The following is a 17,569-nucleotide window of genomic DNA, read 5'->3' on the forward strand; positions in this document are numbered from 1 at the left end:
GCACTAACTGGACAAAATAACATGCTTGCTATTTTTAAAGGACCATGAATGTACCGTCTAGTTCTGCTGCGCCACGGCGAGAGCTTATGGAATAATCTCAATTTATTCACAGGTTGGTACGATAGTGACTTATCCGATGTCGGAAGGGAACAAGCATTCAATGCCGGAAAAAAAATAAGGCAATCTGGAATTACATGCGACATCGTGCTCACATCCGTACTATCACGGGCCATTCGCACGGCGTGGCTGGCATTAGATGGCATGGGAAACATAACCCTACCCGTTTACCACCACTGGCACCTCAATGAAAGACACTATGGAGCACTGCAAGGAATGAACAAAGATGAGGCAAGGCAACAGTTTGGCAAGGATCAGGTTCATCTATGGAGGCGAAGCTACCGCGCGGCACCACCACCACTAGCAGACAATGACCTGAGACACCCCAAGTGGGACCAGAGGTACAAAAGTATTGCCGCTCAAGATCTACCAGGGACAGAGTCACTAGCAGATACCTACAAAAGGACTATCCCCTTCTTTCAGTGTCAAATAGCACCACTTTTACGCCTAAACAAAACGGTTATGATTAGCGCCCACGGAAATTCCCTGAGGACCATAACAAAATACTTGTTAAACATATCAGACCAGCAAATATCCAACGTCAATATACCAAACGCCGCACCGATAATGTACGAGCTGGATGAAAATCTAAATTTCTACAGGAAATACGAACTATAAGCATGGTGCCGACTATCTGATTTGAACAGATGACCTACCGCTTACAAGGCGGTTGCTCTACCACTGAGCTAAGCCGGCTAAAAAATTTACTTGACGACCCTAAGATGACCTACCTTGCCTACCGCAGAAGGACCATCTTTAGGTTTTTCCGGTTCCGGATCATCTTCTGGATCAAAATTGACACCTCTACCATTTTCTCTAGCATAAATGGCAACAACCCTTGAAACGGGAAAGATCATGTCCGTAGCTACACCACTAAAGCGCGTAGTGACTTCAATCCAAACCGGACCAATTTTGCAATTTGGTGCTGCACGGGGAGAGATATTAAGTGTCATCAAACCAGCAACAACATGCTGCTTAGGAAAAACACAGGCAGGAGAATCGGCAACCGTCAAGAAAGGCGTAAACCCGGAATCAACACACCAGTCGAATATAGCACGAACCAGATATGGACGATCAGAGGGGATATCGTTATTACTCATTACTTCCTCATTATCTTTTCCTGAGAAGTCAAAGCCTCGATAAATCCATTTCGACTAAATATCCTCTCAGAGTACTTCATAATAGGTGCCGCTTCCTTACCAAGCTCAACGCCATAATAGTCCAAGCGCCACAATAATGGAGCCATAGCAACATCAAGCATGGAAAAATCATCTCCCAATATGTACTTATTCTTGGAAAAAATAGAAGACATCGCTAAAAGCCTATCTGCAACCTCTTGCTTAGCCTCAACATCACCCTTTTCCAAGGCAGGAATGTGAGAAAAAATCTCCTTTTCAAAAGTAAATAAAAGCAACCTTACGCGAGCACACAAAACAGGATCAGGTGGCATCAACTGTGGATGCGGAAAACGGGCATCAATATACTCATTAATCACATTAGAAACATACAAAATCAAATCACGCTCTACAAGAATAGGAAGATCACCATATGGATTCATCTTCAATATTTCTGGGGAACGCGACAAAGGATCAACATCTATTATCTCAAAATCCATACCCTTCTCAAACAGAACAATCCTACATCTCTGGCTGAGAGGACAAGTAGCACCCGAATACAAGCGCATCATAGACAAACATTCCCTAAGTTAAAAGCGAATAATCTTACAACAAGTATACTAATCAACATCACTCCAAAAGTCAGATTTAAGTGCATAGAGGAGACCTGAAAGAATTAACAGCCAAGTTATAAAAAAGAACCCTATAGACTCCCTCTCTTCAAGCTTAGGTTCCGCTATGTAGGACAAAAAGCTAACCAAATCTGTAATCAAGTTATCGTACTTAACGGGAGTTACCAACCCACCCTTATACTCACCCCAAATTGTCCTATGGTACGGAGAATAATTAACCCCCGGTAAACTCTCGACCGTCTCCTTATGAGAACCATCTCCAGGATATGTCTTAATAAGGCGTTTGTACCCTGACAAATTCCCAGAATCATCATGAATTTCTCTAACTTCTTCAAAAGTAACGGACCTAACACCACCCAAATCATGGAATATATTAGGCATATTCACACTGGGGAAGGCAACATTATTCCAACCATTAGGACGATCATTATCCCTGTAAAAACTCCTAAGATAGGTATAAACCCAATCAACCCCGCGAGAACGAGCAACCCAAGATAAGTCAGGAGGAATAACACCAAACCATTTTTCAGCATCAGAATGATTCATAGACGAAATCAAAAAATCACTAATCTTCCTGTCCGGTGCTAGATATGTCAAAATCTCTTCTTTTTTTAAACCTATCTTCTGGAGACCAGCATAACGAAAGCCAGAGGCACTATGACAACCCATGCAATAATTTACGAAAGTACGTGCACCCCTCTGAAGATTCACTGGATTCAAAGATATCCGCGCCCTATCTAATGCTACGCCATCCTCTTCAGAAAAACCCACAACAGGAACCATAAAAGCTAGCAAAAAAACCATTATTCTACTGTACATTAACTTCTCTCAGTCGGTTACTCGTGTGGGAACCGACTTAAAACGACCTTTGCGACTCCACCACGGCATCAGAAAGAAAAAGGATAGATATCCTAACGAAAGCACCTGAGAAACAACTTGACTCACTGGATTAGGTGGCTGTACACCCAAAAATCCCAGTGCAAAAAACGAAAAAACAAAGAGAAAATAAAGCAGCATGTGCCATGAAGGACGGTAACGAATAGATCTAACAGGAGAACAATCTAGCCATGGCAGAAAAAACAATATTATTACCGACACCCCCATTAAGAGCACTCCCCAAAATTTAGCATCAACATACTTAAAACCCACAAGCATAGCAACCCATATAGCAACCACAATAAAACGGGAAATAAAACTACCAAGCAACCTCCAGGACAAAACGATGTAAACCAAACCGGCAACCGCCACTCTCCACAAAAAATCGGTGGTAGTTGCTCTCAATATGGAATAAAAAGGAGTAAAGTACCAAACGGGAGCTATATGTGGCGGCGTTTGCATAGGATTAGCAGGAATAAAATTGTTAGCCTCTAAGAAGTACCCCCCCATCTCAGGAACAAAAAACACAACCAGAAAAAATATGATTAAAAACACAGCAGCACCGAACAAATCCTTTACTGTGTAGTAAGGATGGAACGGAATCCCATCAAGAGGAAGACCTTTATCATCCTTACAGTTCTTGATCTCCACTCCATCTGGGTTATTAGACCCCACTTCATGCAGAGCTGCCAAATGCGCGATCACCAGACCAATAAGCACCAACGGAATAGCAATTACATGAAATGAAAAAAACCTATTCAAAGTTGCATCACCAATCACGTAATCACCACGGATCCAAAGTGACAAATCATCACCGATCAAGGGAATAGCAGAAAACAAGTTAACAATAACCTGAGCACCCCAATAAGACATTTGCCCCCACGGCAGCAAATACCCGAAAAAAGCTTCCGCCATCAAGCACAAAAAAATCAGTGAACCAAAGATCCAAATCAACTCCCGAGGCTCACGATAGGAGCCGTAAAGAAGACCTCGAAACATATGGCAATAAACCACCACAAAAAACATGGACGCACCAGTGGAGTGCATATACCTTATAAGCCAACCAAAAGGCACCTCCCGCATGATGTAGTCAACACTAGCAAAAGCCCTAGGAATACCAGCAAAATTCAAAGAGGCATCTGGTTTGTAATGCATAACCAAAAAAATTCCAGTGATTACCTGGATCGCAAGAACAACTAATGCCAAAGAACCGAAAAAATACCAAAAATTAAAATTCTTAGGAGCATAATAGCCAGTCAAATGCTTCTTAACGAAAGAAGCCACCGGCAACCTTCTGTTGATCCAAGAAGAAAAACCCACCCGATCATCAGACCCATTCAAAGCCATAAGCTAACTTCCTTTCTCACCAGGACCGACGCCAACAACAATAGTTTTATCATTCTTATAGTGATGCGGGGGAATTTGCAAATTATCAGGAGCCGGTTGATTAACGAATACCCGTCCCGCCAAATCATACGTCGACCCATGACAAGGGCACAAAAACCCACCCATCCAATCATCAGGAAGAGAGGGCTGCGGACCTTCCTGAAAACGAGGAGAGGGAATACAACCTAAATGAGTACAAATACCGATAACCACCAAATACTCGGGATTAATGGAGCGATACTCATTAAGACAGTACGCAGGAGTAAATTCCTCCCCATGACGCAACGACTTCGGGTCTTCCAACAATCCCTCCAGCTTACCGAGAGTATCCAGCATCTTCTGATCCCTTCTCAAGATCCAAATTGGCTTTCCTCTCCATTCAAATGTGACCATATCCCCATAAGCAAGAGAAGAAATATCGGCCTCAACCGGAGCACCTGCCAAACGTGCTCTATCAGAGGGAGACAAAGACGCGGCAAAAGGAACAACACAAGCAACACCAGTAGCCGCACCAGCGGCAGAAACAATCGCAATCAGACGACGTCTTCGCTTATCGACAGCATCATGATCGTCAGACATATCACCCATAACTCAGTGAGCCTCTCAGTACTAATAATAAAACAGGGAATTCTACCGTTTTCAAGACAAACAGAGAAGTCCCTCCTCAGGATATTACACAGGATTATCAAGATCCGAATACCTGTGAGACAAACCAAACGTAGATGCCAACAGTTCGCTCAAAGCCTGTACTCCATACCGTTCAGTTGCATGATGACCCGCTGCAACATAAGCAACACCGGTCTCCATTGCAAGATGGTAAACAAACTCTGACACCTCTCCCGTTACAAAAGCATCCACACCTAAAGAAACAGCATCCTTAAAGTAACTTTGACCTGCACCTGTAATCCATGCAACTCTTCTGATGAGCTTACTGTCATCAGAACATAGAAGCAACGGCTGACGATTTAGCACTTGCCCAATATGCTTAGAAAAATCAGAGGCTAAAAGTGGGTGTTCTAGTGAACCAATGAACCCCAACTGATGTCTCCCAAAAGTAACACCATCCCAACGCCAGCCCATAAGTCGCGCCAAACAAAAATTATTACCAAGAGTTGGATGAGCATCTAGAGGAAGATGATAGGCTAAAACTCCAATATCGTGCTCTAACAAAACTGCAACCCTATCTTTAGTAGTACCAGTCATAGCAAAAGGATCAGAAAACCAAAAAAGACCATGGTGGACAATAATCACGTCGGCGCCGAAATTAACTGCTCGATTGATCAGAGATAACGAAGCAGTAACACCGGAAAAGATCTTCTTAACATCACGATCGGTGGAAACATGTACACCATTAATGCAATAGTCATAGGAAAAATCCTTAACCTGGAGTAATTCATCTGTGTAGTCAACTAAAGCTGAAAAATCCATGAAAACAATCTTTCTATAGCCAGTTATTCGTCATGCCACCCGCCCAAGAAACCAAAATCTGAAACTAATTTCTCACAAAACCTGCAAGCACCAAAAATACTACCAGCAACCACCAGCAGAGAAAGTAACACCTTACATAGTCAGTATAATTTGGGCAATTTAACGCACCCCTGCAAAAAAACACACCAAACACTGCAGCTCAGAAAACAAGCACCTGATCATCAACAAGAAGAAGACCCAAGATTACGCCGAGTCAACACCAGCTTAACCAATACTATTCCCAACTCATACAAAACACACAATGGAATTGCGAGCAAGAACTGAGATAAAACATCAGGAGGAGATAAAACAGCAGCAACGATAAAAGACAAAACAACGGCGTATCGCCTATAAGCAACATAGCTGCTCTCATCGAAATATCCCAAGTAAGAGAAAATAAGCATCACAACCGGCAGCTCGAAACAACAGCCAAAAGACAAGAAACAAGAGTAAATAAAATCCCAGTACTGATCAACATCAGTCATCAATACCAGATCAGGAGGTACAGATTTGTGCACAAAAACAAACAATAAAGGAAATACAATAAAATAGACGAATAGCATGCCCAGCAAAAACAGGATATAACCAACAGAAACCACAAAAACGGTCAGTCTTCGCTCATGCTTGTACAGAGCAGGTCTAACAAAAGCCCATAACTGCCATAAAAAAAAAGGCATAGCAAAAACAAACGACAGAAACGCCGTCATTTTTATAGGTACCCAAAAAGATGACATAACAGAAACAGAAACTAAATTACCACTAGGAGATAATTTCAGCATCGGATGGGATAATAATAAATATACACCCTCACGAAAGTTAAAAATTGACAAAAATACTACGAAAAAAACAGCCAAGCAATAAAAAACTCGTAACCGCAACTCTGCAATGTACGGAATAAACCCATTATTCATCTTTGCCACATGGATATCCATCCTCAGCCTGGCCTTCTCTCATTCTCCTCAAATCACTCTGGTGCATCTCTTGCTCTAAATCAAAACGCAAGCGATTCAACACAGAAACCACACGACCCCAGACGAAACCCAGGGTACGTAAAACTCGAGGAAGACGGTCCGGGCCTAAAACAAGCAGAGCAACGAAAAAAATGACCAATATTTCCGAGAAACTTACGCCAAACATAATCGCAACTAAACTTTATTATCTTTGTCAGAAGAATGAGGACCTTCCTTCTCAGAGGGAAAGTTATCATTTAACCCTTCTTTGAACTGACGAACAGCTATACCCAAATCCTTACCCATGTTACGCAACCTGTCTGTGCCAAAAAGCAAACCTATCACTAACAGTACAAGCAACCAATGAAAAATACTCATAGAACCCATCACAGCCTCCTATAAACTACTTAACCGCCCATCGCCTAAGGGCAAGAGGATCTGGACCACCCAAGATATGCCCGTGAAGATGCATAACCTCCTGACAACCAATGCGCCCAGTATTGAAAACAAACCTAAATCCATCTGGAGATCCGTGCTCAGTAGCCAATTTTCCTGCCAACAACAACATATGAGATAAAACACCAGCATGATGACTGTCGACCACAGCCAAAGATTCTATGTGATCACGAGAAACAACCAACAAGTGAAGTGGAGCAGCAGGACGAATATCATGAAAGCAGATTACCATATCATCACGATGCACCACCTTCGCAGGAACTTGACCCCTCAAAATTTGACAAAAAACACAATCGTCAGAAGTCGACATAATAGGTTACTCCCGTTATTAGCTACAAACACCGGCAGAAACTGCCTGTACATCCGCATGATAAGACGATCTCACTAGCGGACCGCACGCCGCATGAGTAAACCCTAAAGAATAAGCTACTTTTTCCATCTCGAAAAATTCATCAGGAGAGACATACCTATCCACAGACAAATGATATTCAGATGGCTGCAAATACTGACCTAAGGTTAGCATTTTGACCCCATGAGACCTTAAATCACGCATAACTTGGTGAATTTCTTCATTAGTTTCACCACACCCAAGCATTAGCCCAGACTTTGTCGGTACATTAGGATTAACCTCAGCAAATCGCTTCAAAAGACTAAGAGAGTGCTGATAATCGGCACCTGGCCTCACTTTCTTGTAAAGACGAGGAACTGTCTCTAAATTATGATTCATAACATCGGGCATACTATCAGTCAAAGCAGCTACTGCCTTATCCAAGCGACCACGAAAATCCGGCACCAACAACTCAATTCTAGCAGAAGAAGAACGACGAATATGGTTTACTACCTCTGCAAAATGAGCAGCCCCACCGTCACGCAAATCGTCACGATCAACGGAAGTTATCACTACATAGCTCAAGCTCAAATGGGAAACTGCCTGAGCAATCTTCTGCGGCTCCTCTACATCAAGAGGATCTGGACGCCCATGACCAACATCACAGAAGGGACATCGACGCGTACACTTATCCCCCATTATCATGAAAGTAGCAGTCCCTTTACCAAAACACTCGCCTATGTTGGGACAAGACCCCTCCTCGCACACAGTATGCAAATTATGCTCTCGCAAAAGTTTCTTTATTTCATAGAATCGAGAATCAACACTAGGGGCTTTTACACGCAACCACTTCGGTTTAGGTTTAAAAACCCTTCCCTCTGCAGGAATTACCTTGATTGGTATCCTGGCTGTCTTAAGTTGCCCTTTTTGCTTTTGCGTAGGATCAATACGATCAGCTGCCACAATACCCCCCTTGCTTCGCCAAACAATCAGTCAAAGCCTTGATAATAGCACTCGGCACATCTGAAATCGTTACATTGGGCTTTATGTCCACAAGCTGAGTCATCCTCAACCCTCGATCGCCGCATGGATTAATAGCTGAAAACGGGGCCAAATCCATATCAACATTAATCGCAATACCGTGATAAGACCAGCCCTTATGAAACCTAAACCCCAATGATACCAGTTTTGAATCAGAAACATAAATACCTGGATAACCATTCCTTAAATGCGCATCAATACCTTTGGAACGAAAAAATACAACCAATACTTCCTCTATACAAGACACAAATAAACGGGGACTAGAAGAAAAAAGTCTACGAACATCAACTAGTAAGTATAAGACCAATTGTCCAGGTCCATGGTATGTAACCTGCCCACCTCGATCAGCAAAAACAAACGGTATTTTCCGGTATAACATCCCAAGAGAAGAAAAATGTTCTGGAGAAGCTGAAAACCCGACGGTAAAAACCGGAGGATGCTCAACCACCCAAAGCTGAGGAATAGATCCCGAAGAAGATGACAAAAATTTTACCTCTTCTACCATGGCAACAAAGCAACGGTCATACTGCACCAAACCAATATTTCTAACCAAACAATGGTTACAAAAATAACTGGTAGATTTGCCTACCAACAACTCAACTCGATCAGCAACAAGCTTTGCATCCAATGCCATAAGTCAATTAGTAACCTCTAATTTAGATAACTTAGCCGACAAAAGTTTCGATCCATGCTGTTCAAAACTAACCCTGACATAAACATCGTCACTGCAACCTTCAACTGCCGTAATACATCCTCTGCCAAAATGCTGGTGATTGACCATTTGACCGACATGGTAAGCACAAGAACGAGACCTACTGCTAGGAGCTTGAACCCCCCCCCGGGAAAATCGTTTCAACGAAACACCATCAGTACGTGAAGATTTACCGTAAGGATAATCAATTATATTCAAGCCTGGAATTTCCTCTATAAACTGGGATGGATAACAGATGGCAGGCTCAGATCTAGAATACATTCGCCGCTCCCGACAAAAGCTGAAAAATAATTCTCGCTTAGCCCTTGTCATTGCCACATACATTAACCGCCGTTCCTCCTCCAAACTTTTCTCTTCATCTTTATCCCAACGGTCACTTGGAAACAGACCTTGCTCAAGCCCAACAATAAAAACACTATCGAACTCCAAACCTTTTGACATGTGAATAGTCATCAAACTAACTTTATCAGTCCCATCATCAGAAACAGATGTTTCAAGCGCAACAGATGAAAGAAAGGCAGCTAAAACGGCACGAGGATCATCCTCAGAGTCTCTTTCTAAAATATACTCCTTCTCGAACGATTCCAACGACAATAAAAATTGATCCAAATTTTCTCTCCTATCATCCTGTTCTGATGCGGGAAAAGAAGAAAGCAAAGCCGTCTCTTCAATGACAAAAGATACATAATCTAGCAAAGACATTGTACTACTTGCTTCTATAAGACGTTTCATAAGCTGGTAGAAAAATTGCACAGGCTTGCATTTTGCTCCGCTATAATTCTCTGTTACAGCCAATAGTGACTTATTACTTTGAATGGACCTAGCTTGAATATCAGAAACAGTTTGAGGACCTATTCCCCTTAATGGAACATTAACTATTCGTAAAAATGACATGCTGTCACTCTCATTGATCACCAACCTAAGGTAGGCCATAACATGCTTCACCTCCGCACGATCAAAGAACCTTGCCCCACCTACAACCCTAAAAGGTATATTTGCAGAAAATAATGCCTGCTCGATACATCTTGATTGAGCATTAGTCCGATAAAGTACAGCTATGTCAGATAATGATCCCCCTCGCCCAACAATACGGTTTATGGTTTCAGTTAACCAAACTGCTTCGTAATAATCGTTAAGAGCACGGCAAACAGTGATAACGCCATTCTTACAATTATCGGTCCATAAATTCTTTCCCAAGCGATGAGAGTTATTTGCAATCAATTTATTAGAAGCATCTAATATGTAACTAACAGATCTATAATTTTGTTCTAAGCGGATTACTTTACTGACATTAAAGTCTTGCTGAAAAGCATGTATGTTGTCTACTGTAGCTCCACGAAAAGAATATATAGATTGATCATCATCCCCCACGGCAAAAACGGACCGGCAATTATTTGTTCCATGACCTGCAATCGCCTTCAACCAACGATACTGTAGTAAATTTGTATCTTGAAACTCATCTATTAAAATAAATGAGAATTTATCAATTACTTGCTGACGTAAATCAGCACAATTCATCAAAACTTCATAACTACGCAATATTAGTTCGGAAAAATCAACTAACATTTCACTTGCACAAATTTGCTCATAGCGATCATATATAAAACTAATTTTTTGATAAAAGAAATTATCATTAGAGATATCGGAATATCTCTGTGCTCTCTGCTTAGAATGATTAATAAAATTTGCAACTTGAACTGGAGGATAAAGTACCGGATCCTTACCTTCCTCCTTTAAGATTCGCTTTATTAAAGAAATCTGATCAGCTGAATCTAAAATCTGAAATGTTGATGTCAACCCAGCTTCATGGTAGTACTGTCTGAGAAAACGCAAACAAATACCATGAAAAGTACCAAGCCACATGCGACTAACCAATGTATTGCCAGGCAAGGTATCTGATACTCTCTTTACCATTTCCTTTGCTGCTTTGTTTGTAAAGGTTACCGCTAAAACTTGATATGGATGACATCTTTTGGTTTCAATCAGCCAAGCTAACCTAGAAGTCAAGACCTTTGTTTTACCACTACCTGCGCCTGCCAAAACGAGAAGCGACCCATTATCCCAAGAAACAGCCTCCCTTTGCTGTAAATTGAGTCCATCTAAGTACGACATAACAATCTCCGATTGACTCTACTACTATCGATCTCGCATTAAAAATAGACCTGTCCATAAAAGATCATCCCATGGATAACCGGGTACAATTCCCTTATGTTTTTTATCAATAAAATTCAAGCAAGAAAGCGCCTGCACAATATCACTTTCTACCAATAATTTTATAGCTTTGATAAAAAACGAACGACGCTCTCCAAATATTTTCCTCTTCTGAAAAAATGAATCCTCCTGCTTAGGAGTAAGCGGAGATTCGCTATGATAAGCACAACACACCCGAAGATCCTGGGACAACCGCCACACAATCAAAGATATTAAAGATTCATCACTGGCACTCAAGTAATTCAATATACGAACAAATCTTTCGCGATCACGAGAAAAAACTGCCTGGATACAATCGTCAACCCCATACCTAGTAGTTGAAAAAATATTTTCTTGAATATAATCGGCAGTAATAATTTTTTGCGATGCCTGCTGGAGAATAATCTGCTCCAAAGCTTGATAAACACCACAAGCATTTCCTTCGAAAAAGGTAGATAAAAACTCAGTAACCTCAGGAGAAAACTTTATTCCCTTAGATAACAAAAGATCATTAATCCAAGCTATAAAGTGATCTGGAGATGGATAAATACAAGAAAAAAAACAAATCTCATCCCCCTTACAACCAGCAACAAACCAAGCACTCTTCTTATCCTGCCAGGATAAGTTTTCTAGGATTAGCACAAAAAAATCACCATGCCTATAGCAAGAAATAAACTTCAACAATCCCTCAACTTGCGAAGGATTGCATAGAATTTCAAACAATCTGGAAGAAGAAAATAAGGAACTATTACGCAATACTGATTTTAATTCATCATATCTATTGTTTTTTCTACAATCAAAAACCAGGCGCTCCCCAAACTCACATCGATCCCGGAAAGACCTCCTGATCTCATCCATAATCTGTGCTCTAAAAAACTCTTCATCACCGAAAACAACAGAACAGCTAGTAATTTCCCTCCGTTGAAAAAAACTAATGAACTTCGCTGATTCTATGAGCACCAGTTTATTTCTCCATCTTTATTCAGCAACAATATTCACCAATCTGCTTGGAACAACCAAAATACGCTTAACCGTCTTGCCTTCAAGAGCAGCAACTACCCTATCTTGAGACAAAGCCAGGGATTTTACACTTTCCTCGGAAAGATTTTCATCTACAGTAATTACTGCCCTATTTTTGCTATTAACTTGCACTACTAATGATACCTGTTTACATACAAAAGCAGACTCATCAACTTCAGGATATTGCTGCTCAAAGATACTTGAAGATGGAACTAATGCTGACCACAGTACGGACGTAATGTGAGGCACTATAGGATGGGCCATAATTATAATTGCCTGCAGTGCCTCTTGAATAACCGAACGGTAGTCTCCATCAGCATCATCCCGTATGGCATTGGAAACAGAATTGGTAACTGTCATTAGTGCTGAAACCACCGTATTCAACTGCATCCGTTCTTCATACTCATTAGCCACTTTTTTCAATGTTTGGTGAACTTGTAGCCGCAACTCCATTAAACTACCTGTGAGCCCAACAGAAGAAGTACAAGGCAAAACAAAACCTGCCTTAGCATGCCTAATACATAAGGACCAAAGCTTCTTAAGATAACGCAACGAACCCTCGATAGCACGATCATCCCAAGCTAAATTCTGATCAGGAGGTGCTGCGAAAATCATGAAAAGCCTAACTGTATCTACACCGTAACGATCAACTACTTTCTGAGGATCAACTCCATTATTTTTTGATTTTGACATTTTCTGAACACCATCACAAAAAACTGGCTCTCCATTAATCTTAGAGGTCAAAACACGGGTTTGACCTCTAATCGATGATAAAACATCATCACCATTAACCCAACACTTCTTATCAGATTCGTCTTTCTGATAATAAACCTCTGCCGTAACCATCCCTTGGGTCAACAAACGACGAAATGGTTCACTGCAAGAAATCAATCCCAAGTCTCTAAGGGCTTTTGTGAAAAATCTAGCATACAGTAGGTGCATAACCGCATGTTCTATGCCACCTATATACTGATCAATGCCACCATTTTTCAACCAATAATCAACACGTTGATCAAACAATTGTTGAGTATTATCTGCGCAGCAGTACCTCAAAAAATACCAGGACGATTCAACAAACGTATCAAGCGTATCGGTTTCACGCTTAGCCAATTTGCCACACTTAGGGCAATTCACCCGCTGCCAATCATGAGCATGAAACAGAGAAAAATGACCCGCCATATCCTCCTGCGCAGGCAACAACAAAGGCAAATCATCATCTGGAAGAAGAACCGAACCGCAATCAAAACAATGGACAACCGGAATAGGACAGCCCCAATAACGCTGACGAGAAATACCCCAATCCCTTAATCTATAGCGAGTCCTAACTGCACCCTTGTGCAACCCGACCAAAACTTCACTAATTTTATCCGCAGCTTCATCGGATGATAACCCATCAAAATCAGATGAATTTATCAGAACACCCTTTTGAGAAAAACTCTTTTGCCAAGAAGAACCAAGGCTTACAGGAGCATTTATGACAGAAATACACGGCAACTGATAACACTGTGCAAAATGAAAATCACGCTCATCATGAGCCGGGACCCCCATAACAGCACCACTTCCGTAACCAGACAGCACATAATTTGCAACCCAAACAGGTACTTTTTCTCCTGTTAGTGGATGAATAGCAAAAACACCAGTATTGATCCCTCTTTTCTCCTGAATTACATGTGCATACTCAGACGTACCAGAAAAATTACCCTCCGCTTCAACAAAACTACGAATACCATCAGAGGTCTTAAGCAACTGCAAGGTAAGCTCATGATCAATCGATAGAGCAATATAAGTTACGCCAAAAATAGTATCTACGCGAGAGGTAAATACAGTTATAGGCCTGTCATAACCATCAACCCAAAAATCTACATCAACGCCACGAGAACGCCCAATCCAATTTCTTTGCATGACCTTAACCTGCTCTGGCCACATCAAATCATCCAGACCTTCTAACAGCTCATCAGCATACTGAGAAATTTTAAAGTAATACATGGGCATATTACGCCGTTCAACAACAGCTCCAGAACGCCACCCACGCCCATCAATAACCTGTTCATTGGCTAAAACTGTTTGATCTACAGGATCCCAGTTTACAACTCCATCTGCACGATAAATCAATCCTTTTTCCCAAAAGCGACGAAATAACCACTGCTCCCACCTGTAATAATCAGGAGAACAAGTAGCAAACTCTCTGCTCCAGTCTATAGAAAATCCAAAAGAAATAAGCTGTGTACGCATAGCAGATATATTGCTATACGTCCACTCCTTAGCTGATAAGTGGTGGTCCTTAGCTGCATTTTCTGCTGGCAACCCGAAAGCATCCCAACCCATAGGCTGCATAACACTAAAACCACGCAATCTACGATACCGGCTTAGCACATCACCAATGGTATAGTTACGAAAGTGCCCCATATGAAGACGCCCAGACGGATAGGGCAGCATAGACAAGCAGTAATACTTTGGATAATCATCACTTTCAGTAGCAACATACGAAACCTTATCGAAAAGGTCTCGTGCCTTCTTCTCTACCTCATAAGGATTGTAAATAAGATCTAAATCTTCGCTCATAACCACCATTACTCAAAAAATCCTGCGTCCACCTGAAACAAACTCTCTGGATAATCGCAGCTAGTAGAACCATGGTAAATCAACAAAACAACCCTATCCTTGTCTTCCAAAACGAACGATTGCTCAAAAAACAAAGAGACAGATCCCCTGATCACACCACAAATTACAACCCCTTGGGGTAACCTTAAGTCTTGCAGTTTCCTCCCAACAACCCTAGAGTGCTTAGAATCGCCATGAATAACTATTTCAAGAACCTCCGCCCCTGCAAATTTTAGGGCATATACACCTCTTACATCACCCAAACGCAAAAACCCCATTATTTTAGAAGAAACAATTGAGGAATGTGATAAATCAAAATCCACACTTTTCGTATCCAAAAAATCCTGATAATCACTATGCTGAGTAAGCAATAGCGTCTTTTTAGCTCCCATTTTTTTTGCCATAAAAGATGACATCATATTAACTTTATCATCAGGACCAACTGCCAAAAAGAGATCTACTTTCTCAACTCCCTCTTCCCGTAAAACAAAAGGATCAGAAACATCCGCACTCAAAACCAAAATATTTCCTAAATCGTTAAGAAGTAACCCATAGCGAGACCTGTCCATCTCAAATAAGCAAACATCATGAGAATCCTGTAGGCTTTTAGCGATCTTAAATCCCACGTCATAACCACTATTTAACATGATTCTCTTGATCGGAACGTGATACGGAGAAACCTGTTTTAAAAAATCTCCCAATGCCTTGGGCATGGACAAAACAAGAATATGATCGTAGGGCAAAACTCTTGTTTCTTCAGTATTAAGAAAAATACGACCAGATCTTGACAGTGCTAAAAAATAAACCCCCCTGCGAAACCAATCATGTAACGCAGAACTAAACAACTGACCGCATAGTGTAGACTGCTCTGACACTTCAACAACAACCAGCCTAAATGCCCCATCGAAAACGTTAAATAGCTCCTCAACCTGCGGATTTCTTATGATATCTAGGCAATACCCCAATACCAAATGATCAGGATGAATAACCATTGCTCCACGGGAATAGCTTCTATTAAAAAAATCCGGCAAACAATCAAATTCAAACGACTGTAAGGCCATGATCTGGAGCGGAACATGAAAAATCTTCTCTGCCACCATCGATGCGACTATATTCCTTTCATCATACTGGCTCAGCAAAAGAATCATTTCCGCATCATCTATTCCAGCTTGCTCTAATGCCGACAATGATGTTAGTGAACCCTCAATGCACTGAAACGGCAGATTCTTCTCTCGATAAAAGAAAGAATGAAAAAAAACACGATCTAAAACTAAGGAAACATCATGACCTTTGCGAAAAAGTAGATGCGCCATAGAAACGGCCAATAAATTGTCACCCAACACTACTATCTTCATAAATTAGCTCTGATTCTTATCCGACGATGCCGATTCTCTCTCGTACATCTCAGCATCAGCACGCTTACCCGCTGTCATGCCTAATTGCCTTAATTTGCGATATAGGTGAGTTCTCTCAAGACCACTGATTTCAGCCAATCGCGTCATGTTGCCACCAATTTTCTCTATGTGATAGCGAAAATACAGTCGTTCAAACTCCTCTCTAGCTTCACGCAAATACCTATTGAGATTTATGGTCATATTAGAAAAAGTAGATATACCCTCCGAAGCATGCCTAAGAGAATAAGCAACATCATGGCTAGAAATCTCATCTCCCGGAGAAATTAACGCTAAATTCCTAATAACCTCCATCAACTCGGAAAAATCACCTGGCCAAGAGTAAGCTCTCAAAGCATTCAAAGCAGAACTAGAGAACCGCTTCAACGGACACACCCCGTTTTCGACCATCTGTGATAAAAGGTAGGTTGCTAGCTCTGGAATATCATCACGGTGATCGCCCAATGACGGAAGTTGAATCCAGACAGGGGACAATTTCTGCAGAATTACACCATCAGGGATGGGTATAGGATTAACAGAGGTACCCAAAACCAGCAAAATTCTCCTAGCATGCAACTCTGGAACAATAGCAAGCAAATTTTTACGCGCTCTAGGCTGAAGGGAAGTATAGTCCGCAACGAATAGAAGACCATCATTCAACCCGTTTACCCACTCCAACGATGTTCTATTAAGAACAGTTGCGCCATCAATCCAAACTGCATTAGGCTTGTGAAGAGACCTGGCACAAAGCTCAGCTAGACTATTAGGAACATTCATACATAACATAATGGCTGACGAGTGCTCAGCTGCTTTCTCCAAGCGCTCCTGCAAACTAGCCATCAATCTAACACGAGAAAAAGCAGCCAAGGTAGGACCCATACGCCGCGCGGTACCATGTATCTGGAGAACCCTCCGGATAGTGGCAAGCAGTTTCTGTAAGGCAATAGGTTTTTCTAAAAAATCAACAGCACCAATTCTCGTGGCTTCGACAGCAGTATCGATCGTTGCATGACCAGACATCATAATAACAGGCATAGTCAACTGTCCATTAGCTGCCCATTCCTTTAGCAAGCTAACACCATCCATATCAGGCATCCAAATATCTAGCAGAACCAGATCAGGACGACCCGCTTGTCTAAACCGTCTGGCAGCAGCTGCATCCTCGGCCAAATGGACCGTAAAACCCTCATCAGAAAGAATCTCCGAGAGAAGCTCACGAATACCAATCTCATCATCAACAACTAGAATTTGAGGCATCTTTACATCCTTTTGACCACAAAAAAACAC

17 protein-coding genes, 1 tRNA gene and 3 pseudogenes are annotated in these 17,569 nt (G+C 41.5%); 1 reads left to right on the forward strand and 20 read right to left on the reverse strand.

Going from position 1 to position 17,569, the window contains the following annotated elements; translation table 11 throughout:
* Positions 1-48 precede the first annotated feature (48 nt).
* Positions 49-735: a 2,3-diphosphoglycerate-dependent phosphoglycerate mutase gene (gene gpmA / locus Arg41_RS08490; RefSeq protein ID WP_092342799.1), complete on the forward strand. Its 687-nt coding sequence runs from the start codon at positions 49-51 to the stop codon at positions 733-735.
* 3 nt (positions 736-738) lie between these two features.
* Here gpmA and Arg41_RS01430 read toward each other — a convergent pair.
* The 20 genes and pseudogenes from Arg41_RS01430 to Arg41_RS08400 all read right to left on the reverse strand — a co-directional run.
* Positions 739-813 (reverse strand) — tRNA-Thr (locus Arg41_RS01430).
* Between the two features lie 8 nt (positions 814-821).
* Positions 822-1,217 (reverse strand): stringent starvation protein B, encoded by a 396-nt coding sequence (locus Arg41_RS01435; RefSeq protein WP_092342798.1) that lies wholly within the window; start codon positions 1,215-1,217, stop codon positions 822-824.
* Complete coding sequence (locus Arg41_RS01440; protein WP_092342797.1) at positions 1,217-1,804, reverse strand: glutathione S-transferase N-terminal domain-containing protein; 588 nt, start codon at positions 1,802-1,804, stop codon at positions 1,217-1,219. Before Arg41_RS01440 ends, Arg41_RS01435 begins: the two co-directional genes overlap by 1 nt.
* Positions 1,805-1,852: 48 nt before the next feature.
* Positions 1,853-2,668, reverse strand: a complete 816-nt coding sequence (locus tag Arg41_RS01445; protein ID WP_176695731.1) for a cytochrome c1 — start codon at positions 2,666-2,668, stop codon at positions 1,853-1,855.
* A 24-nt stretch (positions 2,669-2,692) separates the two neighbouring features.
* Positions 2,693-4,087 carry a cytochrome b gene (locus Arg41_RS01450; RefSeq protein WP_092342795.1) on the reverse strand — a complete coding sequence of 465 codons (1,395 nt, stop codon included), beginning with the start codon at positions 4,085-4,087 and terminating at the stop codon, positions 2,693-2,695.
* Between the two features lie 3 nt (positions 4,088-4,090).
* Entirely contained in the window at positions 4,091-4,705 is a 615-nt protein-coding gene (gene petA / locus Arg41_RS01455; protein ID WP_092342838.1) for a ubiquinol-cytochrome c reductase iron-sulfur subunit, read from the reverse strand.
* 93 nt (positions 4,706-4,798) lie between these two features.
* Positions 4,799-5,554, reverse strand: coding sequence for a Nif3-like dinuclear metal center hexameric protein (locus Arg41_RS01460; protein ID WP_092342794.1), 756 nt, complete (start codon positions 5,552-5,554; stop codon positions 4,799-4,801).
* Positions 5,555-5,775: 221 nt separating this feature from the next.
* Positions 5,776-6,504 (reverse strand): twin-arginine translocase subunit TatC, encoded by a 729-nt coding sequence (gene tatC / locus Arg41_RS01465; RefSeq protein WP_242641433.1) that lies wholly within the window; start codon positions 6,502-6,504, stop codon positions 5,776-5,778.
* On the reverse strand, positions 6,497-6,730 hold the full coding sequence (locus Arg41_RS01470; RefSeq protein WP_092342792.1) for a Sec-independent protein translocase subunit TatA/TatB: 234 nt from the start codon (positions 6,728-6,730) through the stop codon (positions 6,497-6,499). Before Arg41_RS01470 ends, tatC begins: the two co-directional genes overlap by 8 nt.
* A gap of 8 nt (positions 6,731-6,738) precedes the next feature.
* A complete protein-coding gene (gene tatA, locus Arg41_RS01475; protein ID WP_092342791.1) occupies positions 6,739-6,930 on the reverse strand; it encodes a twin-arginine translocase TatA/TatE family subunit in 192 nt (63 codons plus the stop codon).
* Positions 6,931-6,946: 16 nt separating this feature from the next.
* The gene (locus tag Arg41_RS01480) at positions 6,947-7,309 is read right to left on the reverse strand and encodes an HIT domain-containing protein (RefSeq protein WP_092342790.1); all 363 of its coding nucleotides are present in this window, start codon (positions 7,307-7,309) and stop codon (positions 6,947-6,949) included.
* Positions 7,310-7,327: 18 nt separating this feature from the next.
* A complete protein-coding gene (gene lipA / locus Arg41_RS01485; protein ID WP_242641366.1) occupies positions 7,328-8,290 on the reverse strand; it encodes a lipoyl synthase in 963 nt (320 codons plus the stop codon).
* Positions 8,280-9,002 (reverse strand): lipoyl(octanoyl) transferase LipB, encoded by a 723-nt coding sequence (gene lipB / locus Arg41_RS01490; RefSeq protein ID WP_092342788.1) that lies wholly within the window; start codon positions 9,000-9,002, stop codon positions 8,280-8,282. The genes lipA and lipB overlap by 11 nt, the downstream gene beginning before the upstream one ends.
* Positions 9,003-9,005: 3 nt before the next feature.
* Entirely contained in the window at positions 9,006-11,192 is a 2,187-nt protein-coding gene (locus Arg41_RS01495; protein WP_092342787.1) for an ATP-dependent helicase, read from the reverse strand.
* A gap of 24 nt (positions 11,193-11,216) precedes the next feature.
* Positions 11,217-12,230 (reverse strand): DNA polymerase III subunit delta, encoded by a 1,014-nt coding sequence (gene holA, locus Arg41_RS01500; protein ID WP_157722216.1) that lies wholly within the window; start codon positions 12,228-12,230, stop codon positions 11,217-11,219.
* A gap of 18 nt (positions 12,231-12,248) precedes the next feature.
* A complete protein-coding gene (leuS, locus tag Arg41_RS01505; protein ID WP_092490431.1) occupies positions 12,249-14,861 on the reverse strand; it encodes a leucine--tRNA ligase in 2,613 nt (870 codons plus the stop codon).
* Positions 14,861-16,246, reverse strand: a complete 1,386-nt coding sequence (locus Arg41_RS01510) for an NAD-binding protein (protein WP_092342784.1) — start codon at positions 16,244-16,246, stop codon at positions 14,861-14,863. Before Arg41_RS01510 ends, leuS begins: the two co-directional genes overlap by 1 nt.
* A 3-nt stretch (positions 16,247-16,249) precedes the next feature.
* A pseudogene (locus Arg41_RS08285) lies at positions 16,250-16,465 on the reverse strand (helix-turn-helix domain-containing protein); the annotation flags it as partial.
* 54 nt (positions 16,466-16,519) lie between these two features.
* Positions 16,520-16,777 (reverse strand): annotated as a pseudogene (locus Arg41_RS08545) (AAA-type ATPase lid domain-containing protein); the annotation flags it as partial.
* Positions 16,760-17,539 (reverse strand): annotated as a pseudogene (locus Arg41_RS08400) (response regulator); the annotation flags it as partial. The pseudogenes Arg41_RS08545 and Arg41_RS08400, both read right to left, overlap by 18 nt.
* Positions 17,540-17,569: the final 30 nt, after the last annotated feature.

This window comes from Candidatus Ichthyocystis hellenicum (assembly GCF_001460935.1).
GTDB classification, from domain to species: domain Bacteria; phylum Pseudomonadota; class Gammaproteobacteria; order Burkholderiales; family 2013Ark19i; genus Ichthyocystis; species Ichthyocystis hellenicum.